Here is a 24,274-nt window from a genome sequence, read left to right as displayed (position 1 = left end):
CCTCCTCAGATAAGCCCGGCATCTCGTGCCAGACAGCTAAGGTTGTTATAGCCCAGACGCGCATACGTCAGCGGATGCGCGATGGCTGGATCCTGCTCCGCCTCCACCACCAGCCACCCCTGATACTGGTTCGCCTTCAGCAATGCCATAATTGGCGGATAGTCAACGCAGCCATCTCCCGGCACGGTAAAGACGCCGCTCAGCACCGCATCGAGGAAGCTGGTTTTGCGGTTTTTGACATCCGCCAGCACGTCGGCACGTACGTCTTTGCAGTGAACATGGTTGATACGTGATGCCCAGCGCTGCGCCACAGCCAACGGATCGGCACCCGCAAAGGTCAAATGCCCGGTGTCGAGCAACAAGCCAACTTCATCACCGGTATTCGTCATCAGATTATCCACATCTTCAGCAGATTCAATCACCGTTCCCATGTGGTGGTGATAGGCAATCTGTACTCCCTGCTGCTGGGTGTAGCGCGCAAACTCAGTGAGCTTTTCACCGTACTCTTGCCAGCGCTCTTGCGGGAAGCGCGGACGCAGATGTACCGGCGTCTGCTGCTCGCCGTGAATGCAGCCACTGACTTCGGCAAAGACCAGCACCTTCGCTCCCAGTTCGCGCAGTAACGTCAGGTGCGATTGCACAGCGGCAATCTCCTCCTCCACGCTGCGTTCCAGCAGACGTCCGGAGTACCAGCCGGAAACCAGTTGCAGGTCGTGGCGCTGCAAAATGGGGCCGAGCAGTCGCGCCTCGCGCGGGAATTTATTACCCAGTTCGAAACCAGCAAATCCAGCCTCTTTGCCCTCGCTCAGACACGTATCAAGCGACGTCTCAGCGCCCAGTGAAGGAAGATCGTCATTCGTCCATGTCAGTGGATTAATACCTAATTGTACCGTCATCATCTTCTCCTGAATTATGCTTGTCCGCGCTCGCGCCACCAGGCGATAAGCTGCAGGTAGTTATCTTTAATGCGCGCCACCAGCTGCGCATCGTCAATATCGTGTTTCAACCACGCGCGGGAAGCGTCGCCAAACAGCGTGCGCCCCACGGCAAAACCTTTCACCACCCCATGACCCGCAGCCGCTTTAAAATCAGCACGCAGTTGCTCTGCCGGAGCGTCCAGACCCAGGATCACCACGCCACGGCAGTGCGGATCGCGCCGTTCGATAATGTCACTCAACGCCGTCCAGCCAGCAGACGTCAGCGGTGGGAGTTTCCACCAGTCGGGGTAGATCCCTAAGTTGTAGAAGCGGGAAATGGCGCGCAAATACAGTTCATCACTGCGCGGCATACTGGCCGGTAAAATCACCTCCAGCAGCAGCTCATGACCGGACTGGCAACAGGCGCGGTACACCTCAGCGATTTTTTGTTCTTGTTCCAGACGCAACGCGTGGGCATCTTCCGGATGGAAAAAGACCAGACACTTCACCACATGTTCCTGCGGCCAACTGATGAGCTGCGAGCCTATATTGCCGTGTTCCATCTCCAGTGGGCGCGACCCCGGCAGTTCGATAGGACGACCTATCCACCAGCCCTCTCCGGTTATCGCATTCAGCGCATCCTGACCAAACGTACCATCGCACAGCAGCCCGGCCTTGCCCTCCAGCCCGGCGCTGTTGGCCGCTTCACGGCTGGCCTGCAAAATAAGCTGTTTCAATGCCGGAATACGCTTCAAAGACGCGCCGCACTGCAACGCCATCTCTTCCAGTTGGCTACGGTGATCGAAGGCCATCACGCACAGTTCCGGCCATGTGCGACGACGGGTCGTCACGCGATGCAAATGGTTGAGATGCGGATCGAGATCCGGACGAGGAACCTCTGCGGCGCGAGAAAGATAATCATCAAGCTCCACTTTGCTCGGCATCGCCGGCGCACAGCCGTGACGCGACACCACCAGCGCACCGCAGGCGTTGGCGTAGCGGCACGCCTGCTCCCATCCCTCATCGTTGAGGTAGCCGCGCAGCAGACCGGACATAAACGCGTCCCCTGCCCCCAGCACGTTCAGCACCTCCACGCGCACGCCGGTCACCGTCAGGCCATCGTCCAGCCGGGCCGGGATCGCGTCGGTATACACCGAACTGCCAAGCGCACCGCGCTTGCAGACCAGCGTCGCGTGACTCACGCCGCGAACCTGCGACAGCGCCTGCAGCGTATCGGTACTGCCGCCCGCGATATGAAACTCCTCCTCGGTGCCGACAATTACATCAAAAAGATGCAGCACCTCCTGCAACTGGCGGGTGACCTGAACAGCGGCGATAAAACGTGTTTCGCCGTCGCCTAAGGAAGTAAGTCCCCACAGCACCGGGCGATAATCGATATCCAGCGCCGTACGCACGCCGTGACGCCGGGCGTAAGTGAGCGCCGTCAACACCGCCTCGCGGGTTTGCGGATGAGAAAGATGCGTCCCGGTGATGGCAAGACAACGAGCAGAAGCGATGTACTGTTCATCAACATCGCTGGCGGTAATCGCCATATCCGCGCAGTTATCACGGTAAAAAATCAGAGGGAAGGTGTCCCGGTCTTTAATGCCGAGTAACACCAGCGCCGTCAGGCGGTCTTTATCAGTGATCAGATGGCTGGTATCGCAGCCTACCTGGTTTAATTCTTCACGCAGGAAACGCCCCATATGTTCGTCGCCAACCCGCGCCAGCATTGAGGAGCGCAGCCCCTGGCGTGCCGTGCCGTAAGCCACGTTGCCGGACGAACCACCAAGATATTTGGCAAAGCTCGACACATCTTCCAGGCGTGCGCCAATCTGCTGACTGTAGAGGTCAACCGCCACGCGGCCCATGCATATCACATCAAACTGCTTTTCCACGTTGATACCTCTTCAGACAATGTCGTTCACGTTCAGCCAGCGGCCTTCCTGGTGCGAGAGTGCGATAGCGTCAAGCACGCGCGACACCTTCCAGCCCTCTTCAAAGTCCGGCCACATCGGTGCATCGGCGGCAATGCCGTCCACCAGGTCACGTACTTCTACTGTTTTCTGGTCGTTAAAGCCGATACCATGCCCGGCTCCCATGCAAAACGCGCCGTAGTCCGGGTGCGCCGGGCCAACCAGTAAAGTGCGAAACCCCTGGCGGTTGACCGGATCGTCATGCAGATAGAGCTTCAGCTCAGCCATACGCTCCTGAGTAAAACTGATGGTTCCTTTGGTCCCGGTAATCACATACGACAACCCCATCTTGCGGCCACAGGCAACGCGCGAGGTTTCAATCACCCCTTGCGCACCGCCTGCAAAGCGCACCATCGCGTGGGCCTGATCTTCGTTCTCTACCGTCACCATTTGCGAGGAACCGACTTTCGCCGGACGCTGTGGCACCACGATCTTCAGGTCGCCGCAGACCTGCTGAATATCCCCAACCAGGTACTGCGCCATATTGACGATATGCGCCGCCAGATCGCCAAGCGCACCAAGTCCGGCGGTCTCTTTAAAACAATGCCAGTGGATCGGCGCAAGCGGATCGGCCATGTAGTCTTCGTTGTGGGTGCCGTAGAAATGGATCACCTCACCAATTTCTCCGCGCGCAATGATCTCTTTCGCCAGCTGCGCCGTTGGGTTCTTCATATAGTTGAACCCCACCAGCGTTTTCACTCCTGCCCGCTGTGCAGCTTCAACCATTTCACGTGCGTCGTGGGCGTTCAGCGCCAACGGCTTTTCTGAATACACATGCTTGCCATGGCGAATCGCTTCCAGCGCCATCTCTTTGTGCAGATGATTAGGAGAACAGATATCTACGACATCAATGGCCGGGTCAGCCACCAGCGCACGCCAGTCTCCGGTTGAGCGATTGAAGCCAAACGCCTGCGCCCGCTCGGCGGCAAGCTCTGGAGAGACTTCCGCCACCATTTCGCGCACCAGCTTGCCGCGCAGGTTAAACACCGTCGGGGCCTGGGCATAGGCGATGGCATGCGCCTTGCCGATATACCCGGTGCCAATCAATCCAATACGAACTTCTTTCATCATGATCCTCACAATGCGCCGCGACGGCTCTTGGCGTAGGTATCGAACGCCACCGCCAGAACGATAATTAAGCCGGTAATAATTTGTTGGTAATAAGCCGAGACGTTCATCAGCACCAGACCGTTAATCAGGATGCCCATGATGATCGAGCCGATAATGGTGCCGCCAATACGCCCGTAGCCGCCCATCAGTGAGGTACCACCAATGACCACCGAGGCAATGACGCGTAGCTCAAAAGAGATCCCGGCGACCGCTTCTGCACTGCCCAACCGCGCGCTGAGAATGAAGCCCGCCAGCCCTGCCAGACAGCCAATTAACACGTAGACGCTCACCAGCACGCGCTTCACGTTAACCCCTGCCAGACGCGCCGCCTCCGGGTTGCCGCCGATGGCGTACACGAAGCGCCCCCAGCGGGTTTTATGTAGCGCCAGATAACCGCCTACCGCCACCAGCGCGAATATCCAGATTGGAATGGAGATACCAAGCAGTTCGCCGCGTCCCCACCAGCGGTATCCCGCGTCGAAACCGGCAATTGGCGCGCCGTCGTTAATCACCAGCGTCAGGCCGCGCCAGATAGTCATCCCGCCGAGGGTGACGATAAACGGCGGCAGACGCAGGCGGGTCACGCCGAGGCCATGCAGAAAACCAATCGCGGTGCCCATCGCCATACAGATACCAAGGCCAATCAGCCAGCTCATGCCTCCCCAGGCGTTCGGGTCGACGGTGGTGAAGTTGTCGCCCTTAATCACATACGCGGCGGTCATGGCGCAGACCGCCAGGATGGAGCCCACCGACAGATCGATCCCGGCGGTCAGGATGACAAACGTCATCCCCACCGCCATGATCCCGTAGATGGAGACTTCGGTCAGAATGTTGAAAATATTGCGTTCAGAAAGAAAATTGCTGTTCTGCAACTGAAAGAAAATCAGCAGCAGGATCATGAAAATCAGTACCCCAAAGCGCTCAAAAAAGGCAATGGGATCAAGACGTCCGCCGCGTTTGGCAGGAACCTGCGTTTTAGAAATAATCTGCGTCATGAATCACTCCGTTATGCCGCATTCAGGGCGTTGTGGTTGATGGCCATCATCGTCATTAGCCGCTCTTCATTAGCGTCGTCGCCGTGGATCTCGCCAGTCACCCGGCCTTCACTTAACGTGATGATCCGATCGGAAACCGCCATGACTTCCGGCAGATCGGAGGAGATCACGATCACCGCCACGCCCTTTTTCGCCATATCAAACAGCACCTGATGGACTTCTGATTTGGTGCCAACATCGATGCCGCGCGTTGGTTCATCCACGATCAACACCCGAGGATTAAGCGCCATGCAGCGCGCGAGGATCACTTTTTGCTGGTTCCCGCCGGAGAGCTTGCGCACCTCTTGCGCGCTGTTGACCATTTTGATCTGCAGCGCCTGGCGGTATGACTCGATCAGGGCATCCTCTTTGCGGGTATTCACGAACCAGCGCCAGTGCAGCAGTGACGAGAGGCTGGAGAGCGACAGGTTGTCGCGGATCGACAGCCCAAGCACCGCGCCCTCTTTTTTACGATCTTCCGGTACCAGCGCCAGCCCCTGATCCAGCGCAAACAGCGGATCGCGCGGCTGATAGGACACGCCATCAAGTTCAAAGCTGCCGGAAGTAAAACTGTCGGCGCCAAACAGGCAGCGGGCCACTTCGGTGCGCCCGGCACCCACCAGTCCGGCAATGCCTAACACTTCGCCAGCATGCACGTGGAAGCTAATGTCGTGCAGCGCGATACCATGCGGATCCAGCGGCGGTTTTTCGCGGCTAAGCCCCTTCACCGCCAGACGCACAGGTTTATCTTCATGGTGAGTTTCGCTGGCCGGACGGCGATTAAAGGCCACATCGCGCCCCACCATCAGGCGGATCAGCTGTTCTACGGTGGTCTGTGCAACCGCGCCATTTCCGGTGAATCGTCCATCCTGGAAAACGGTGAACTGGTCGCAGAGTTGAAAAACTTCATGCAGGCGATGGGTGACGTAGATAATGCTCACGCCACGCCCTTTAAGTTCCCGCACCACACGATGCAGGCTTTCTACTTCGCTGTCGCTCAGCGCGGCGGAAGGTTCATCCATAATGATCAGCTTTGCGTTCAGCGTCAGCGCCCGCGCAATTTCCACCATTTGCTGCTGCGCCACGCTCAGTCGGGCCACGGCCGTGGTTGGCGCAACGTTCAGTTGCAGGTAATCCAGAATCACCTGCGCTTCCTGATTTACCGCCTTTTCGTCAACAATCAGATTGCGTTTGCGCGGTTCGCGTCCGAGAAACATATTCTCGGCGACGGTCATATTGGGCAGCAGATTAAATTCCTGATAAATCGTGATAATGCCCTTGTTCTGCCGCTCAACCGGAGAGTCTTCTACCGGCAATGTTTCGCCGTTGAACCAAATATCCCCGCGTGTTTGCGGCTGCGCGCCCGCCAGCGCTTTCAGCAGGGTCGATTTTCCGGCACCGTTCTCACCTAACAGCGCATGAATTTCGCCTGCTCCGACGGTCAGCTGTGCGCTGCTCAGCGCCCAAACGCCGGAAAAGCTTTTCGCCAGGTCGGTCACTTTCAGTAAGGGTTGCGACATCGGTCTGCTCCTCCTCATAGAGAGCCGCCACTTGCGCGGCGGCTGCGGACATATCAGTTACCGGCCTCACTAATACGCTCGGCCTGCTGCAGGTTCTCTTTGGTGATAAGCGTTGGCGGGTAGTCAGCCCCGGTGATCGCAGTCTTCTCACGGACGTTATTCACCAACTGGCTCATAGCCGTTTTCACCGCAAAGCCAGGACGCTGATCCGCCGTCACTGCCAGCCAGCCATCGCGCACACGCGCCAGTGCTTCCGGCACGGCATCGAAGCCCGTGACCAGAACTTCACCCGGTTTCAGTCCTTGTCCCTGTAACGCTTCAATCGCGCCCAAGGCCATATCGTCGTTAGCGGAGAGGATCACCTGCGGACGCTTCGGCAACGAAGGCAGAACGCTTTCGACAATGCGCATCCCTTCAGAACGCATCCAGTTACCGGTCTGATCGGCAACGATCTTGTACTTTTCACCACCCGCCTTCAGGCTGTCGCGAATGCCTTTAGTACGTTCAATGTTGGAGGAGGAGCCTGGCTGGCCGGTCAGCAGAATAATATCTGCCCCGTCAGGGAATTTGGTTTTGACAAAGTCGCCAATCGCCTGACCGCCCTTGTAGTTGTTCGCGCCGAAGTGCGGCACTTTTTTCTGGCTGTCAACGGAGCGGTCGAGGGTAACAACGGGCAGTTTCGCATCCTGAATTTCATCTACCGCGCTGGACACCGCGTTGACATCGTTCGGTGAAACAATAAAGCCCTGTGCGCCACGAGTTATGGCGTTTTCCAGGTCAGCGACCTGTTTTGGCGAGCTACCCTGCCCGTCCAGGACCTGTAAATTCACGCCCATCTCTTTTGCGGCTTTCACCGCCGTGCGCTGCATGTGAACTTCAAATGGCATCGCCAGGTTTGGCGTACTGAAAACAATTTGCTCATTTTCAGCAATGGCTGCCCCGGATGTCATGGCGATGAGGACAGCTAAGATCAGTTTTTTCATTATTATGTCTCTCTGTGTAGGGTAGGTTGTGGTGACAATCAGAGGAGAACTTCACGTTGGCTATGCAGTGACTCCAGCGCTTTATCCGCCAGATACAGCGCACGCTCGCCATCATCCCCGCTGCAAGCAGGGACCGCTTCGCCGCGCAGTACCGCAACAAAGTGTTCCCATTCCGCGGCATAGGCCGATTTATAACGCTGCAGGAAGAAATGTTCAGGTAACGCGCTGGTGCAGCCGGTCTTCGCGTAGTGCTGCACCTGATTTTCGAGAATGTTGCCAGCGCACAGCAGCCCTTCAGAGCCGTGCAGCTCAAGGCGCTGATCGTATCCGTAAGAAGAACGGCGGCTGTTGACGATGGTCGCCATCGCGCCGGAGGCATATTTCAGTACGATGAACGCGGTGTCGATATCGCCCGCTTCGCCAATCGCCGGATCCACCAGATTGCTGCCCTGGGCATACACCGAAACCGGCTCCTCGCCCATAATAAAGCGCGCCATATCAAAATCGTGGATGGTCATATCGCGGAACATACCGCCGGACACACGCACGTATTCCGCAGGAGGCGGAGACGGGTCGCGGGAGATGATCAGCAGCGATTCCGGCTTTCCGATACGCCCGGCCAGTGCGTCAGTTTTCACACGGCGAAACTGTGGATCGAAGCGGCGGTTGAAACCGATAAACAACGGTACGTCGTACTCTTTGACCACTTTCAGGCAGTCGCGTACACGGGCCAGATCCAGGTGGACCGGCTTTTCACAGAAGATGGCTTTGCCGTGGCGGGCGGCCATTTCAATCAGATCCGCATGGGTATCGGTCGCGGAGGCAATCAGCACGGCGTGAACGTTAGGGTCCGTCATCGCCTCATCCAGGCTTTGCAAACGAGCCTGGTACTGTGTGGCAAGACGGGTGGCAAATTCCTGATTCGGGTCGACGACGGACCAGAGGGTAGTGGCACTGTGACTGGCAATGTTAGCTGCATGTACCTGGCCAATTCGGCCAGCGCCCAGTAAAGCAATGTTAAACATAACGGCTCCCGGTGTTGGTGAATGCGATGAACTAACGACCCTTTAAATAAAACATTTATTTCATTTTTATAAATAGTGAAAATTATGTTTTTGGGTTCAAGTTAACACTTTTGAGATGATCGAGATAAAATCTGTTATCAATATCACAACATAACAACAGGGAAGATGCAGGAATTGGCCCCCTTCCGTTCAGGAAGGAGGCGATGGATGAAGAGAAAGGAAAAATGAAATGAAAATTTCGTTGTCGCAGGTTACCGGATGACAGCGCTAACGACTTATCCGGCCTGGGGTAGAATCCGCTGTAGGCTGGATAAGCGCGGCGCCATCCGACATTAATCGTTTAGTACTGACGTGCGTTTTTCACCTGCTCAAACGTCTGCTCAGCCGCTTTTCGCACCGACGGAGATTCTGCCACCTGCGCATCGCCAGTGCGCCACCAGGAGGCATAGTCGTGGGTCATGGTTTTCGGCAGGACTTTGATATCCAGCAGCACAGGTCCCGAATGCGCACGCGAGGCTTCCAGCGCCGCCAGTAGGCTTTGCTCGTCATGTACACGCCATGCCCGACAGCCGTAGCTTTCCGCGTTTTTAGCAAAATCGACCTTCACCAATGGCCCATCCAACCGTCCGGTTTGCGGATTACGGTGACGGTTTTCCGTACCGAAGCTCCCCATCCCATGCCCCATCTGCAGGTTGTTAATACACCCGAAGCTGGCGTTATCAAACAGCAGGATAGTGACTTTTATCCCCTCCTGGACGGCGGTTTGTAGCTCGGAATGCAGCATCATGTACGAGCCATCCCCCACCATGGCATATACCGGCTGCTGCGGCTTCGCCAGCCTGGCTCCAATAGCAGCCGCAATCTCATAGCCCATACAGGAGTAACCGTATTCCAGGTGATAGCTGTCCGGGGTTTTGACCCGCCAGATACGCTGTAAATCGCCAGGCAGCGATCCGGCGGCCCCTACGACGATAGCGTTATCTTCAATGTGCTGATTGATAAGCCCCAGCACCTTCGTCTGGGTCAACCGGGTGTTTAGCGTGTCGCCATATTCCGCCAGCTGAGCGTCAAGATGCCCAGCCACTTCGGGTTCGTCATCGGGACGCCAGTCGCGCTCCCATAAACGTTGGCACTCATCGCGCCAGGCCTCTTGCGCCTGCGCGACCTCCTTCCCCCAATCGCTGCGGTAGTCTTTCAGTGTTTCAGTTAATGCCGTAAGCCCGGTACGGGCGTCGGCGATAAGCGCAGTGGCATCAAGCTTCAGTGCGTCAAACTCCGCCACGTTAAGCAGCAGGAACTCAACCTCCGGATGAGAAAACAGCGCTTTCGAACCGGTGGTAAAGTCGGTGAGGCGCGTACCAATGCCGATCACCAGATCGGCTTGCGGTGCGAGCTGATTCGCTGCCATCCCTCCAGTTACCCCAATGCCTCCGAGGTTAAGTGGGTGGTCACTAACCAGCGCTCCCTTTCCGGCCTGAGTTTCGGCAAACGGCAGTTGCAGCGTTTCAACAAACGTACGAAACGCCTCATGCGCGCCGGAATATCGTACCCCGCCGCCGCATACCACCAGCGGACGGCGTTTGCGGGCAATCAGCGCCCGCGCCATCGCCAGACGCTGCGGGTCGGGTGGTCGACGTTCGATCAAATGAACGCGGCGCGCAAAGAAGCTCTGCGGATAGTCCCAGGCTTCCCCCTGCACATCCTGTGGCAGGCAAATAGTTACGGCACCAGTATCTGCGGGGTCAGTAAGCGTTCGCATCGCGTTTAGCATCGCGCTCATTAACTGCTCCGGGCGGTTAATCCGGTCCCAGTAACGCGAGACCGGGCGGAAGCAGTCGTTGGTACTGATGCCAAGGTCATGGTATTGCTCAATTTGCTGCAATACCGGGTCCGGCTGACGACTGGCGTAGACATCGCCAGGCAACAGCAGCAGCGGAATACGATTCGCCGTCGCGGTTGCCGCTGCGGTCACCATGTTTGCCGCTCCCGGCCCAACCGATGACGTCACGGCAAAAATACGCTGGCGCCGATGCTGTTTGGCGAATCCGGTCGCCATGTGCGCAATTCCCTGCTCATTACATCCCTGCATCACCTGCAAATGACCGGGTGCCTGCTCCAGCGCCTGGCCAATGCCAAGCACGTTACCGTGACCAAAGATGGTGGCGACGCCCTCGACAAAGGGCGTTTCCACGCCATCGACACAGATATATTGTTGATTAAGGAATTTGACCAGCGCCTGAGCCATGGTCATACGTTCGGTTTGCATAAACCCTCCTGTCAGCCCAGCGTTGGCATGGAGAACGCGGCCCCTGTGTCCTGCAACATCTCCGGCCAGCGTGCGGTGACGGTTTTCATCCGGGTGTAGAAGCGCACGCCATCGTTACCATGAACGTTCAGCGCACCAAAAATGGACCGCTTCCAGCCGCCAAAACAGTGGAACGCCATCGGCACCGGAATTGGCACGTTTACGCCCACCATGCCCGCCTGCACTTCTTCGCAGAAGCGACGCGCACAGCCGCCGTCACGTGTGAAAATTGCCGTGCCATTACCATATTCATGACGGTTAATCAGTTCCACCGCGCTGCTGTAATCTGCTACGCGCACCACAGAAAGCACCGGTCCAAAAATCTCTTCTTTATAGATGGTCATCTCCGGCGTGACGTTATCAAACAGGGTCGGCCCGACAAAATAACCCTGCTCATGGCCTTTAACGCTAAAACGTCGACCATCCACGCGCAGGCTGGCCCCCTGCGATTCCCCACTGTCGATATAACCGAGCACTTTATTACGATGTACAGAGGAGATAAGCGGCCCCATTTCATTTTCCGGTGTCTGGTCAAGACCAGGCCCGACACGCAGCGCCGCAATCTGTTTTTCCAGTCTCGAGCACAGCTCATCTGCCGTTTTGTCTCCTACCGCCAGCACGACCGAAAGTGCCATGCAGCGTTCACCCGCCGCGCCGTAAGCGGCCCCCATAATGGCGTTGGTTGCCATATCCATGTCGGCATCCGGCATTAAAATGCAGTGATTTTTAGCGCCACCTAACGCCTGACAACGCTTACCGTGGGCCGATGCCGTCTGATAAATGTATTCCGCAATCGGCGTAGAGCCGACAAAGCTCACGGCCTGCACGCGCGGGTCAGTTAACAGCACGTCAACGGACTCTTTGTCCCCCTGCACGACGTTGAACACGCCGTCCGGCAATCCGGCTTCTTGCAGCAGTTTCGCCAGAGCCAGGGCGAGAGAAGGGTCTTTTTCTGAGGGTTTCAGCACGAAAGTATTCCCGGTTGCCAGCGCGATGGGGAACATCCACATCGGTACCATTGCCGGAAAGTTAAACGGCGTGATCCCGACGCAAACCCCGAGCGGTTGCATCAGCGAATGGCTATCGACGCCGGTCCCTACGTTGGCTGAGTGTTCGCCCTTTTGCAGATGTGGGATGCCACAGGCAAACTCCACCACTTCCAGGCCGCGGGTCAGCTCACCAACTGCGTCAGAGAATACCTTGCCATGCTCTTCGCTGATGATGCGAGCCAGCCTCTCCATGTTTTCTTCCAACAGCGCCTTAAAGCGGAACATCACTCGCGCACGTTTTAACGGAGAATGGCGCGCCCACCCGGGGAATGCGTCGTGCGCTGCCGCAATGGCCTGCTCGGTTTCCTGTGTCGTACTCATCACCACCTGGCGGATCTGTTCGCCGGTGGCCGGGTTGAAGATTGCCTGAACGCGCTGGCCTGAACCGGTGACACATTCGCCGTGGATAAAATTCGCTACTGTCTCCATCCTTAACCTCTCGCTGTTGATACGTGACTGTTACCTGAACACTGTTATCTGTGTACTATATATGAAACAAACATTCCATTTTAAGTTGAAATAAAATAAATAATGATTAATGTGATCAAGGATGGGTTTTTATGTTAACAAGCGGAATCGCATGATTAGCGTGCACTGGCATAACGTTTCAGCGGACGACAAGCCTGAAGCTTTTGTTTCGTTTTTACAGCCAGATGAATGAGTGACATTTCAAAGACGCGGTTTTGCGTTTAGAATCATAAAACTATGTACCAGGAGGTAAAATGACAACAGCAACCAGCCTGAACGAGCTGCAGCAGCAAATCCGCGATCGCTACGATAGCCTGAGTAAGAGGCTGCAGCAGGTGTCCCGCTATGTGCTGGATAATACCAATAGCGTGGCCTTTGATACGGTTGCCGTCATTGCTGAACGTGCCGGAGTGCCACCCTCTACGCTTATCCGCTTCGCCAACGCCTTTGACTTCACCGGCTTCAACGAAATGAAACAGCTGTTTCGTATGAACCTGGTAGAGGAAACCGCCAGCTACAGCGACCGCGCGCGCATGTTCCGTGAGATGGAAAGCGAAGCCGTACCGGAAACCCCGCTCGATATCCTGCAGGAGTTCGCCCGTTCGAATACCCAGGCGCTCCAGCAGTTGGCAGCCCGTGCCGAACCTGAAATGCTGGAACGCGCCGTACAATTGCTGGCAGAAGCCGACACCATTTACATCGCTGGTCTGCGTCGTTCGTTTAGCGTAGCGGCCTATCTCACCTACGCCCTGAGCCATCTTGAATGTCGCCCTATTTTGCTCGACGGAATGGGCGGAATGCTGCGCGAGCAGATTAACCGCATCAAAGCGCAGGATATCGTGGTGTCGATTAGCTTCTCGCCTTATGCGGAAGAAACGCTGATGGTCAGCGAAACTGCGGCCAATGCCGGCGCGCGCCAGATCGTGATTACCGACAGCCAGATAAGCCCGCTGGCAACATTCAGCGATCTCTGCTTTGTGGTGAAAGAGGCGCAGGTTGACGCGTTTCGATCCCAGTCTGCGACGCTGTGCCTGGTGCAGTCGCTAGTGGTGGCGCTGGCTTACCGTCTGGGTGACGGGAGTAATGAACGCGGTCATTCTGTCGGGTGATGAGCACCGCAAAAATTGACGTTCCGCTTTATTACATTCCCGCCAGCGTGACGTGAAACCGTGATGTCTGCCGTTACTTTCATGGTCGTTGAAAATATCGCCCTCATTCAGCGACCAGATAAAATACAATCCGTTATTACCATAAGCTACAATTATATTAATATTAGATAATCAACAATGCGCATGCTGACAATAATACGCAAAGGTTTACTATAGACCTGTCTTTTTTAAGCAGGAAAGTAAAATGAAAAATACAAAAGGGTTGATGATTATTGCCCTTGCTTTCACCCTGGCATCATGTGCTTCCATTCCTGAGAATATCAAAGGTAATAATCAACCCGATATCCAAAAAAACTTTATCTCCGTGCATAACCAGCCCGGTTTATATACCGGTCAACAGGCTCGCTTTGGTGGTAAAGTCATCAATGTGATTAACACCAAAAATGATACGTTGCTGGAAATCGCCGTTTTGCCACTGAACGACTCTGCTAAGCCACAAATAGACGCGAGCTATCAGGGACGTATTCTTGCCCAGCAGAAAGGTTTCCTCGATCCGGTAAACTACAGAAACCATTTCGTGACCATTTTGGGAACAATTCAAGGAGATGAGTCAGGATTCATCAACAAAGTCCCGTACAACTTTGTTAAAGTTGATTTACAAGGAATTCAGGTTTGGCATTTAACTGAGTCTGTCAACACCACCTATAACATGTGGGATTATGGTTACGGCGCATTCTGGCCTGAGCCGATGTGGGGAGCGCCTTACTACGCCAATACAGTCACTCAGGTAACTCCGGAGCTAGTGAAATAATCCCAGAGGTAAGATGGCGCGACTATATTCCGGAGTCAGGTGTTGGCAAACACCCCTTCTCATCACCCCGCGTTTATCTTATTGCGCCATCCTGCTTCATGAGATCCTTCGCTTAATATGCATTCTTCCTGTTACATATAATTTTTAACCGCTAATTCTTTAGCGAAGAAATGGGCTTTACCCTTCTCATGCCTGACCATCTTTTGTTATTTACCGACAACTCCCCCACCCTGCATGCAATAAAAGAACATTTGTGTTTACACATTATTCAGGGATTACTATGAACAGAAAATGCTTACTGTTGATACCATTATTCTTTAGTAGCGTCATCATCACCGCCTGCGATAATAAACCTGCAGTAAAAACCGCCATGGAGCCCGAGGTCGGCGTTGTTACCTTAGCGCCCTCCTCAGTAAATATTAAAAGTGAACTTCCGGGCCGCGCGCTTGCGTTCGAGATCGCCGAAATCCGTCCTCAGGTTGGTGGGATCATCATAAAACGCAACTTTGTTGAAGGCGATAAAGTCAGCAAAGGAGAATCACTGTATCAAATTGATCCTGCCCCGCTGCAGGCACGACTGGACTCAGCCAAAGGCGCGTTGGCAAAAGCACAGGCTACCGCCAATAATGTTCGTCTGACACTCAATCGGCAGTCAGCGTTAATAAAATCTAATTACGTCAGCCGCCAGGACTATGACACGACGCGTTCACAGCTTAATGAAGCGCAAGCCAATGTTGCCGTCGCTAAAGCGGATCTTGAACAAGCCACCATCAATCTTCGATACGCCAATGTTACCTCGCCCATTGATGGCATTAGCGGCAAATCTTCCGTGACCGTGGGTGCCCTGGTTACTGCCAATCAGGAAAACGCGCTGGTCACCGTTCAGAAATTAGATCCGATTTATGTTGATTTAACCCAGTCAGTACAGGACTTCTTACGCCTGAAAGAAGAGAAAGCCAACGGCCAAATCGCCCAGCAACAAGGCAAAATTCCGGTTGAACTGATGCTGGAAAACGGCAAGCCCTATCGCCATACCGGTACGCTTGAGTTTTCCGATCCCGCTGTTGATGAGACCACCGGTTCGGTAACCCTGCGCGCCGTATTTCCCAATCCTGAAGGTGAAATTTTACCCGGTATGTATGTCACGGCGTTGCTGGACGAAGGCAGTCAACAAAACGTGTTGATGGTCCCCCAGCAAGGAATTACGCATAACGAGCAAGGAAAAGCCACCGCGCTGATCCTTAACCAGGAAAACGTAGTGCAACTGCGTGAAATAAACGCAGTGAAGGCCGTTGGTAATCAATGGTTAGTGACCGCGGGATTACATCCTGGCGATCGGGTCATTGTGTCCGGATTACAAAGAATTCGTCCGGGAATCAAAGCCCGGGTCCTCCCTTCAAAACTGAACACACCTGACACGGTAGCTGAACAGTAATATTTCAGGCATTAAGGACACTTTCTTCATGGCCAACTTTTTTATTGAGCGCCCGGTTTTCGCCTGGGTGCTCGCTATTATCATGATGTTTACGGGCGGTATCGCGATAATGAACCTGCCTGTCGCCCAATATCCACAAATTGCGCCCCCAACCATTACCATCAGCGCTGCCTACCCAGGGGCTGACGCAAAGACCGTTGAAGACTCCGTCACCCAGGTGATTGAACAGAATATGAATGGTCTTGATGGCCTGATGTATATGTCATCCACCAGCGATGCGGCAGGTAATGCCTCGATTATCCTGACCTTCAAAACGGGTACGTCACCCGATATTGCGCAGGTTCAGGTACAGAATAAACTGCAGCTGGCGATGCCTTCCTTGCCACAGGAAGTACAACAGCAAGGGATCAGCGTTGATAAATCCAGCAGCAATATCTTAATGGTTGCCGGTTTTATCTCTGATAATAACAGCCTGAGCCAATATGATATTGCCGACTATGTAGCCTCGAACATTAAAGATCCGCTAAGCCGCACTGCCGGGGTGGGGAGCGTACAGTTATTCGGTTCGCAATACGCCATGCGCATCTGGTTGGATCCACAAAAGCTCGACAAGTATAACCTCACTCCCGAGGACGTCATTACCCAGCTCAAAGTGCAGAATAATCAGATATCTGGCGGGCAGTTGGGGGGTATGCCTCAGTCAGCCGATCAGCAGTTAAATGCGTCGATAATCGTCCAGACGCGTCTGCAAACGACCGATGAATTTGGCAAGATCTTCCTTAAAGTTCAGCAAGATGGTTCTCAGGTTCTGCTGCGCGATGTCGCGCGCATTGAGCTGGGTGCGGAAAATTATGCAACGGTTGCACGTTACAACGGCAAACCCGCCGCCGGGATTGCGATTAAACTTGCCGCTGGTGCCAATGCCCTGGCAACGTCCCAGGCGGTCAAACAAGAGCTGAACAGATTATCGGCCTGGTTTCCGGCCAGTATGAAAACCGTTTATCCCTATGACACCACGCCGTTTATCGAGATTTCGATTCAGGGTGTTTTTCATACTTTGATCGAGGCAATCATTCTGGTATTCCTCGTCATGTATCTGTTTTTACAGAGTTTCCGTGCGACGCTTATCCCCACTATCGCCGTTCCGGTGGTTATCCTCGGAACCTTTGCAATACTCGACGTTGCCGGTTTTTCGATTAACACGCTCACGATGTTTGGCATGGTGCTGGCGATAGGGCTGTTGGTCGATGATGCCATCGTGGTGGTTGAGAACGTAGAACGTATTATTGCTGAAGAGCACTTGTCTCCAAAAGCGGCAACGCATAAAGCAATGGGCCAGCTCCAGAGGGCGCTGGTTGGTATTGCCGTCGTGTTATCCGCCGTATTTATGCCGATGGCGTTTATGAGCGGGGCAACGGGTGAAATTTTCCGTCAGTTTTCCATCACCTTAATCTCCTCCATGCTGCTGTCGGTATTTGTGGCAATGAGCCTGACGCCTGCACTTTGCGCTATGTTGTTGAAATCCCACGAAGGAGAAAAGGAAAACACACATTTTCTGTTTACCCGTTTCAATCACTTCATGGAGAAATGCACTCAGCACTACACGGACAGCACCCGTAGACTGCTACGTCGCACAGGCCGTTATATGGTCGTCTATTTAGTCATTGGCGCGGGCATGATTATGCTGTTTTTACGCACTCCGACCTCGTTTCTGCCTGAAGAAGATCAGGGGGTATTCATGACCACGGCACAATTGCCTTCGGGTTCAACGATGGTGAACACCAGTAAAGTGCTCGGGGAAATAACCGACTACTACCTGACGAAAGAGCAGAAAAACGTTGCTTCTGTTTTCACCGTCGGCGGATTTGGTTTCAGCGGCCAGGGACAAAACAACGGTCTGGCGTTTATCAGCCTGAAGCCCTGGTCAGAACGCGTTGGCGAAGAAAACTCGGTTACCGCCATTATTCGACGGGCCATGATGGCCTTAAGCACCATCAATAATGCCGTCGTTTATCCGTTCAATTTACCGGCGGTCGCAGAATTGGGCACCGCATCAGGGTTTGATATGGAGCTGCTGGATAACGGTAATCTTGGGCATGAAAAAATGATGCAGGCGCGGAACCAGCTTCTGGCTTTGGCCAACCAGTCCTCCGGTGAGGTCGACGGGGTGCGTCCGAACGGTCTGGAAGATACACCGATGTTCCGCATTCACGTCAACGCCAAAAAGGCTGAAGCTATGGGCGTTGCGTTATCGGATATTAATCAGACCATCTCCACCGCGTTTGGTAGTCGCTATGTCAATGATTTCCTGAACCAGGGGCGCGTAAAAAAAGTGTATGTCCAGGCCGATACGCCGTTCCGTATGTTGCCGGACAATATCAACCACTGGTACGTACGTAACGCCTCCGGTTCCATGACCCCGCTCTCCGCCTACTCATCCACCGAGTGGACCTACGGTTCTCCTCGCCTTGAACGCTACAACGGTCAACCAGCAATGGAAATTCTGGGCCAGCCGGTTGAAGGGAAAAGCAGCGGTGATGCGATGAAATTTATGGCATCGCTGATTAATAAACTGCCCGCAGGCGTCGGCTATGCCTGGACCGGTCTGTCTTATCAGGAGGCGCTATCCACAAACCAAGCACCTATGCTGTACGGCATTTCGCTGATCGTCGTGTTTCTGGCGCTGGCGGCACTGTATGAAAGCTGGTCGATCCCGTTCTCGGTGATGCTGGTTGTGCCAATCGGGGTGGTCGGCGCTTTGCTGGCTACCGATCTGCGCGGTCTGAGCAATGATGTTTATTTCCAGGTCGGCCTGCTCACCACCATGGGGCTGTCGGCTAAAAACGCCATTCTGATCGTCGAGTTTGCCGTCGAGATTATGCAGAAAGAAGGGAAAACGCCGCTTGAAGCCGCAGTGGAAGCCGCGCAAATGCGCTTACGTCCAATTCTGATGACCTCACTCGCCTTCATCCTGGGGGTTATTCCACTGGCAATAAGCAACGGCGCGGGCTCTGGTGCGCAAAATGCCGTCGGTACGGGGGTTATCGGTGGGATGCTGGCCGCGACGGTACTGGCAATCTATTTTGTTCCAGTGTTCTTTGTCCTCGTTGAAAATACGTTAGCGCGATTTAAAGCTCGACGCTGATCCCCTGCCCTATCCTTGGGTTTAGATTATTAAATTCCCAGGGATGGGGCTTCGTTTGTCAGGTCTACGGTTATTAGCGGGCACGGCTATCCAGCGAGTTTCTCGTGGATAGCAGGGTAAGCATTACGCGGATTTTTTATAAGGAACGACTGAGGGTAGGAACAGAGGTTGTCAATTCTAACTAAAGCCAGGCTATCAAAACGGTTAATCAATAGTGCAGACCGGAACCTTTCAGATTTACAGCCAGTTCACCCAGTTTTGTATTCGGATGCTGATGGCACATTTTAACCATTTTCGGTACAGCTTCCGTTTCCACCTCATGCAGGGGAACATAATCATCGCCTTTAAAGTCAGAATTTTTATTAACAATCACAAAGGCAATTGCCGTCTTGTATTGCTGACTCATATCAACAAATTCTTTACAGGTCATATCTTGTGGCGCAGCTTCCGTTGCCTGAGTAGCCAAAGCACTGGTCATTGGTGCCATAACAGAGGTCACAAGAATAGCCGCAGAAACCATCATCTTAATATTCACTATGCGCTCCAGAGTTAGCATTAATTTTTATCGGCGAGCTTATCAGTTTTAACCAGCGTCGCATTTCTACGCAGACTGATAAAAGCTAAAGAACTAAAGATCATCTCGACACCAATAAAAATTGAGGTAAATACATACGATCTGTCGGGATCCATATTCAGCCATACGCCGGCAATAAGCAGGTCAAAAATACCAATAAAAATGTTCCATCCATAACCCGGACTACGGAACAGTTTGACCCCAGAGGCGATACGAAAAATCCCCCCCAGAATAAACAGGCAGCAAAATACCATTGCCAGTGAATTCATGCCTATCACAGGATTCACGAGGAAACAGTAACCCAGCAGTAACCACGCGATAGCAAAAAAGGCATAGGTAAATTTGGCTTTCAATTGCTTTTTACCTGAACTAAACAGGCTATAAATAGAATAGAAACCACATACCAGGAACATAAAACCGGTTGCATAGCTTAAATAAACACCTGCAGCAATCGGATAAATCAAGCAGCAGATGCCACAAATCAACATCAACACCGCCATAATCGTCGCGTGCTTTTTATAATGAACGAGTGTTTTTTCATTAAACGCTCTCAGGCTACGCTGATTAAAAACAAACATACATCCTCCGTTATACATAAACGCAATGTAACCTGTTGACACAAGAATTATTACTCACTCAACATATGTTACTTACAGTGGAATGATAAGACTTCCACTAAGGAAGCGTATATAAGAACAAGAGAATGTCGCTATGCGTATATTCCTACACATGTCAGACATCTGACACTTGTAGGATTAAACGGTCATTATTCTATCTTGGCTCTGATTCCTCTCTTTAACATTATTTAATATGCTTATTGCGTTTGGTGACATATACCAAATTTATTCAGGAGAAAGTAATGAAAAAGATTATTCTTGCGGGTGTGCTTGCAACCATGATGGGTTCAGCACCAGTGATGGCTGCTACTGCTACCACAACCACTCCGGCGCAAGCTGCTACCGCAAATGTACAAAAAGAAGCTGCCGATGTTATGCAGGTCGCAGTGCAAGGCGCAAATGCGATGCGTGATATTCAGCTTGCTCGTCTGGCCCTGTTTCATGGACAGCCTGACAGCGCTAAAAAATTAACCGATGACGCGGCTTCCCTACTGGCAGGCGACAGCAAAGATTGGGCGAAATTTGTAAAAGCTGCGCCTAAAGCCAAGATGATTGACGATCAGTACGTGGTTATTAACGCTACGGTCGCGCTGTCAGAAGACTATATTGCGACTCCGGCCAAAGAATCCGCTATCAAAACAGCGAATGGCAAAATGGCCAAAGGCGACTGGAAAGGTGCAGTGGATACTCTGCAACTGGCTGGTATCAGCGTGCTTCAGACCCAATACCTGATGCCTCTGAATCAGACTCGTAAAGCCGTTGCCAGCGCGCAAAAACTGCTGACTTCCGGTAAATACTATGAAGCAAACCTTGTGTTAAAAGGTGCTGAAGATGGCATTGTGGTCGATAGCGAGATGATCGGCGCAGGCCAGTAGTACTCAGCACTACGGAGTGTTGAACCAGGACTTTCTCTCCTGATCGGGCAGCTACAGCTACCCGATCAGGGGGATTAATGGCTAATCAGACTGTCTATCTCAATCTCAATTTCCCGCATAACAGCAATAATCTTCTGCAATGCCTCCTCGCGTACTGTCAGAGGAAGATCGTCATGTCGTCTGGATTCGAAAGGTTCGCACAGGTTCTGTAGCGCAGTGATACCCAGAATTTGCGCCGAGCCATGCAACCGGTGAAGAGCTCGCAAAAACAGCTGAGGTTCATCTTGCAGAACGGCTTTCTCAGCCGCTTGTATATCATTCAGCGTTGCCTCGCGAAATGTCTCGAGAATCTCGTTCATCAGTGCGCGATCGCCGCCGGTATTTTCCGTCAACACATTGAATTTCAAATGCCGGATTGTACAAGGAGACGCATAACCGGTTTCGATTTTACTCAATTCATGGGTCAGTGTCTGAATCGACACAGGCTTGAACAGGCACAAGTTCATACCATTTTGCAGGCATCGATCGCGTGACTGTGGAAGTGCGCTGGCCGTCAGTCCCCATATTTGTAAATTCGGCTGTTGACGACGTAGCGAAGCCGCAAGATCAAACCCGTCTTTTTTCGGCATATTTACATCGGTTATCAGCAGATCGTACGATTTCTTCGCCAGTTTGGCTTCTGCTTCCTCCCCATCACACGCTTCATCCACGCTGTAGCCAATGGCATTCAACTGTCGCTTGAGCAGCAGGCGATTGGTTGGATTATCGTCAGCTATCAAAATAGACAGACACGGAAGCGGTAACAGAGTACCGGGCGCATCGCCATCCGATACAATCGACTGACGAGCCGTTTCAACCGGCAGCGTTATGGTAAACGTGGTTCCTTGCAACGGGACGCTCATCAACTCCAGCGTCCCGCCCATCAACGTCACCAGTTCTTTGCAGATAAATAACCCCAGACCAGAACCGGTTTGTTGGCGCCCGCAGCGTCCCTGAGCGTAACGCTGAAACAGCCCCGCCTGCTCCTCTTCACTAATCCCGCAACCGGTGTCGCTAATGGCAATAGTCAGGGTACCGTGATTCTCCCCCTCAGGCATCAAACGGGCCGTCACATGAATGCTGCCCTGCTCGGTAAACTTCAACGCATTACCCACCAAGTTGGTGAGAATTTGCCGCAAAGCCTGCTGATCGACAAATACCCGCTCGTTCGCCGGCAACTGGCTAACGCAGGCAAGCGTAATGCCTTTCTGTCTGGCTAAGGCATCGAAAGAGTGGCACTGCAATTCAATGAGCTGCGAGAGATCCGTCCATTGAGGAACAACCTGGTATTTACCAGACTCAATCTTATCCACATCCAGAATCTTACCGATCAGTCCAAGCAATGACTGGGCCGTCGCCCCGGTAAGGGCAATCGCCTCTTTTCGCTGTGCCGGGCTGAGTTCTGAACTCGACAGTAATTCCACAAAGCCAACAATCGAACTTACCGGAGTACGTAATTCATGGCTCATACTCGCCAGAAAGCGACTTTTGGCCTTGGTTGCTTCAATCGCTTTATTCTTTTCGTTTTCCAGTTCTTGAGATAATGCTTCTTTGAGATGAAGCTGCTCTTCCAGTAGCCGCTGCGATTGTTTCCTTTTATTTACCTCACGGGAGAGTGAGATCCCCCAGATCAGGCTAATTGCTATCAGCAGCAGCGCGAATATCCCCAGTTGATAGAACTGTTTGCTATATCGACTCCAGAAATCGACCTGCGTATTGGAAATTTTCGACCACCTCTCCGTCATCTGCAAAATTTCACGTGGCGGTATGGCCTGTAGCGCTTTATCCATAACAGACTTCAACATCGGCTCGCGGGGAGAGATTGCAAAACTTACCGACGCACCAGGCATATCTGTAAGCCTAAAAAAGTGCATATTTTTCTGGTAGTAATGATCGACCATAAATCTTGCCGACAATTCGGTAGCGATTGCCGCATCAACGCTGCCCTCCTTGACCATGGCCATCGCAACACTGCCAGTATCCGCATTCACCCAGGTGGCCTGCGGATAGCGTTGCTTCAGCTCGCTTTCCAGCACATGCCCGGCAGGCAAAGCAATGCGTATCGGCTTCTCCAGTAGCGATTCGGCGGTTTCCTCACGGGAAGTGATCATCACAAATGCCACATTCATCAGCGGATCGCTAAAGGCCGAATTGCTCGGGTTTTGATGAGTTAGCGTGATAGTGGGATACATATCCCACTGTTCGCCGCTTATTTGCTTTGTCTGCTCACTTTTGGAGCTAGCTAAAATGGGTTCAAAATCGAGCCCCGTTTGCAGATGAATAATATTCAGCAAATCACCAATAATACCGCGTAACTCACCACTGCGATCGACCAGCGTATAGGGCGAGTAATCTGGGTTGATTAAAATGCGGATAACATGCTTTTTCTTCAACCACGCTTTTTCCTGATCGGTGAAAGGAATAGGCGCATTCAGATAGGCAAGGTTGCCGCGGTTCAGCCAGTTCTGCATGACTTGCATATGAATTTCATTACTGATTGACGTAATGAAACCATCAAGAATATTTCTTAATACAGGCTGATCTTCGTTAACGACAAAATAATTATATTGTTCTTGCTTATCAAAGTAGTGCGTAATAACCAGTGATTGTGAGAAGTATCGAGAGATACAATGACTGCTGGTGATATTGTTACCAATATAATATTGGTTATCGCCATTCACTACCGACGCCATAGCCTGATACTCGTCGTCATAAAATGAGACTTTAGCCTCAGGAAAAGCCCCCTGGATAACATCGAGAAAAGGACAATCCCGCACACACGCGACGCTAACCTGATGGTTCGAGGTCAGCGGCAGCATAGTGTTTTTTAGCGATGTTACAAGCGTCGGCCACGTGGTCAGCAATGCCGAAGTGCGCAACAGATTTCCACCAACATCCTGGCGTCGGGACAGTTGGGTTATCAGCGTATCAACATCGTTATTGGCGAGCGCGGCCAGCGCCTCTTGCTCATTATCATACTGCTTTATAATGATTTTTAGATTGAGGTTCTTTTGCATTAACGCAAGGTAATCCGCGTTGACGCCCCGATAATATTCACCGCTATTTTGATAAACAATGGGGGAGACTTCCGGTAACCAGGTGCCAACAACCAAGGTTTTTTTATGCGCTAACCAGTTTGTTTCTTCCCTGTTCAAGCCGATATTTTGCACTGAGGTATTATAGTTACTTTTTAGCTCAACTTGCCGAGCTGAGCTTACACCCGTAGACAACCCGATGGTAAAGATGACCATCAAAAAAATAAAAAAGCGTTCCAGCATTACT

General features: G+C 52.8%; 17 protein-coding genes. 5 read left to right on the top strand and 12 right to left on the bottom strand.

The genetic code is table 11. The features are described from left to right. Nucleotides 1-5 precede the first annotated feature (5 nt). From iolE to BZK40_RS04945, 9 genes are all read right to left on the bottom strand, one after another. The gene (gene iolE / locus BZK40_RS04985) at nt 6-896 is read right to left on the bottom strand and encodes a myo-inosose-2 dehydratase (RefSeq protein ID WP_079934256.1); all 891 of its coding nucleotides are present in this window, start codon (nt 894-896) and stop codon (nt 6-8) included. Nucleotides 897-910: 14 nt separating this feature from the next. Next, nucleotides 911-2,815: a bifunctional 5-dehydro-2-deoxygluconokinase/5-dehydro-2-deoxyphosphogluconate aldolase gene (locus BZK40_RS04980; protein WP_060683362.1), complete on the bottom strand. Its 1,905-nt coding sequence runs from the start codon at nt 2,813-2,815 to the stop codon at nt 911-913. Nucleotides 2,816-2,827: 12 nt separating this feature from the next. Further along, entirely contained in the window at nt 2,828-3,961 is a 1,134-nt protein-coding gene (locus BZK40_RS04975; protein ID WP_060683361.1) for a Gfo/Idh/MocA family protein, read from the bottom strand. A gap of 8 nt (nt 3,962-3,969) precedes the next feature. Continuing rightward, on the bottom strand, nt 3,970-4,998 hold the full coding sequence (locus tag BZK40_RS04970; protein WP_003826102.1) for an ABC transporter permease: 1,029 nt from the start codon (nt 4,996-4,998) through the stop codon (nt 3,970-3,972). 11 nt (nt 4,999-5,009) lie between these two features. Next, nucleotides 5,010-6,557, bottom strand: coding sequence for a sugar ABC transporter ATP-binding protein (locus BZK40_RS04965; RefSeq protein ID WP_079934255.1), 1,548 nt, complete (start codon nt 6,555-6,557; stop codon nt 5,010-5,012). A 53-nt stretch (nt 6,558-6,610) separates the two neighbouring features. After that, nucleotides 6,611-7,540: a sugar ABC transporter substrate-binding protein gene (locus BZK40_RS04960; protein WP_003839787.1), complete on the bottom strand. Its 930-nt coding sequence runs from the start codon at nt 7,538-7,540 to the stop codon at nt 6,611-6,613. Between the two features lie 38 nt (nt 7,541-7,578). Further along, on the bottom strand, nt 7,579-8,565 hold the full coding sequence (gene iolG / locus BZK40_RS04955; protein WP_079934254.1) for an inositol 2-dehydrogenase: 987 nt from the start codon (nt 8,563-8,565) through the stop codon (nt 7,579-7,581). Between the two features lie 340 nt (nt 8,566-8,905). Continuing rightward, the gene (iolD, locus tag BZK40_RS04950) at nt 8,906-10,831 is read right to left on the bottom strand and encodes a 3D-(3,5/4)-trihydroxycyclohexane-1,2-dione acylhydrolase (decyclizing) (RefSeq protein ID WP_079934253.1); all 1,926 of its coding nucleotides are present in this window, start codon (nt 10,829-10,831) and stop codon (nt 8,906-8,908) included. Between the two features lie 11 nt (nt 10,832-10,842). Beyond that, nucleotides 10,843-12,348: a CoA-acylating methylmalonate-semialdehyde dehydrogenase gene (locus BZK40_RS04945; RefSeq protein WP_079934252.1), complete on the bottom strand. Its 1,506-nt coding sequence runs from the start codon at nt 12,346-12,348 to the stop codon at nt 10,843-10,845. A gap of 293 nt (nt 12,349-12,641) precedes the next feature. Here BZK40_RS04945 and BZK40_RS04940 point away from each other — a divergent pair, with 293 nt between their 5' ends. From BZK40_RS04940 to BZK40_RS04925, 4 genes are all read left to right on the top strand, one after another. Continuing rightward, a complete protein-coding gene (locus BZK40_RS04940; protein WP_048236593.1) occupies nt 12,642-13,496 on the top strand; it encodes a MurR/RpiR family transcriptional regulator in 855 nt (284 codons plus the stop codon). Between the two features lie 244 nt (nt 13,497-13,740). Further along, entirely contained in the window at nt 13,741-14,307 is a 567-nt protein-coding gene (locus BZK40_RS04935) for a Slp family lipoprotein (RefSeq protein ID WP_003826090.1), read from the top strand. Nucleotides 14,308-14,587: 280 nt separating this feature from the next. Beyond that, on the top strand, nt 14,588-15,742 hold the full coding sequence (locus BZK40_RS04930) for an efflux RND transporter periplasmic adaptor subunit (RefSeq protein ID WP_079934251.1): 1,155 nt from the start codon (nt 14,588-14,590) through the stop codon (nt 15,740-15,742). A 28-nt stretch (nt 15,743-15,770) separates the two neighbouring features. Then, on the top strand, nt 15,771-18,887 hold the full coding sequence (locus tag BZK40_RS04925; RefSeq protein ID WP_079934250.1) for an efflux RND transporter permease subunit: 3,117 nt from the start codon (nt 15,771-15,773) through the stop codon (nt 18,885-18,887). A 208-nt stretch (nt 18,888-19,095) separates the two neighbouring features. On the opposite strand, the gene BZK40_RS04920 is transcribed toward BZK40_RS04925, so the two are convergent. Both BZK40_RS04920 and BZK40_RS04915 read right to left on the bottom strand, forming a co-directional pair. Continuing rightward, complete coding sequence (locus BZK40_RS04920) at nt 19,096-19,443, bottom strand: HdeA/HdeB family chaperone (protein WP_060683356.1); 348 nt, start codon at nt 19,441-19,443, stop codon at nt 19,096-19,098. Continuing rightward, nucleotides 19,443-20,039: a DUF308 domain-containing protein gene (locus BZK40_RS04915; protein ID WP_003826082.1), complete on the bottom strand. Its 597-nt coding sequence runs from the start codon at nt 20,037-20,039 to the stop codon at nt 19,443-19,445. The genes BZK40_RS04920 and BZK40_RS04915 overlap by 1 nt, the downstream gene beginning before the upstream one ends. 281 nt (nt 20,040-20,320) lie before the next feature. On the opposite strand from BZK40_RS04915, the gene BZK40_RS04910 reads away from it, so the two are divergent. Further along, nucleotides 20,321-20,953, top strand: a complete 633-nt coding sequence (locus tag BZK40_RS04910; protein ID WP_003826081.1) for a YfdX family protein — start codon at nt 20,321-20,323, stop codon at nt 20,951-20,953. 74 nt (nt 20,954-21,027) lie between these two features. Here BZK40_RS04910 and BZK40_RS04905 read toward each other — a convergent pair whose 3' ends face one another. After that, a complete protein-coding gene (locus BZK40_RS04905) occupies nt 21,028-24,270 on the bottom strand; it encodes an ATP-binding protein (protein ID WP_079934249.1) in 3,243 nt (1,080 codons plus the stop codon). Nucleotides 24,271-24,274 lie beyond the last annotated feature (4 nt).

It is taken from the genome of Citrobacter portucalensis (assembly GCF_002042885.1).
Classification (GTDB): Bacteria; Pseudomonadota; Gammaproteobacteria; order Enterobacterales; family Enterobacteriaceae; genus Citrobacter; species Citrobacter portucalensis.
Note: the sequence above shows the minus strand (reverse complement) of the source record. Positions and strands in the feature narration are given on the sequence as shown.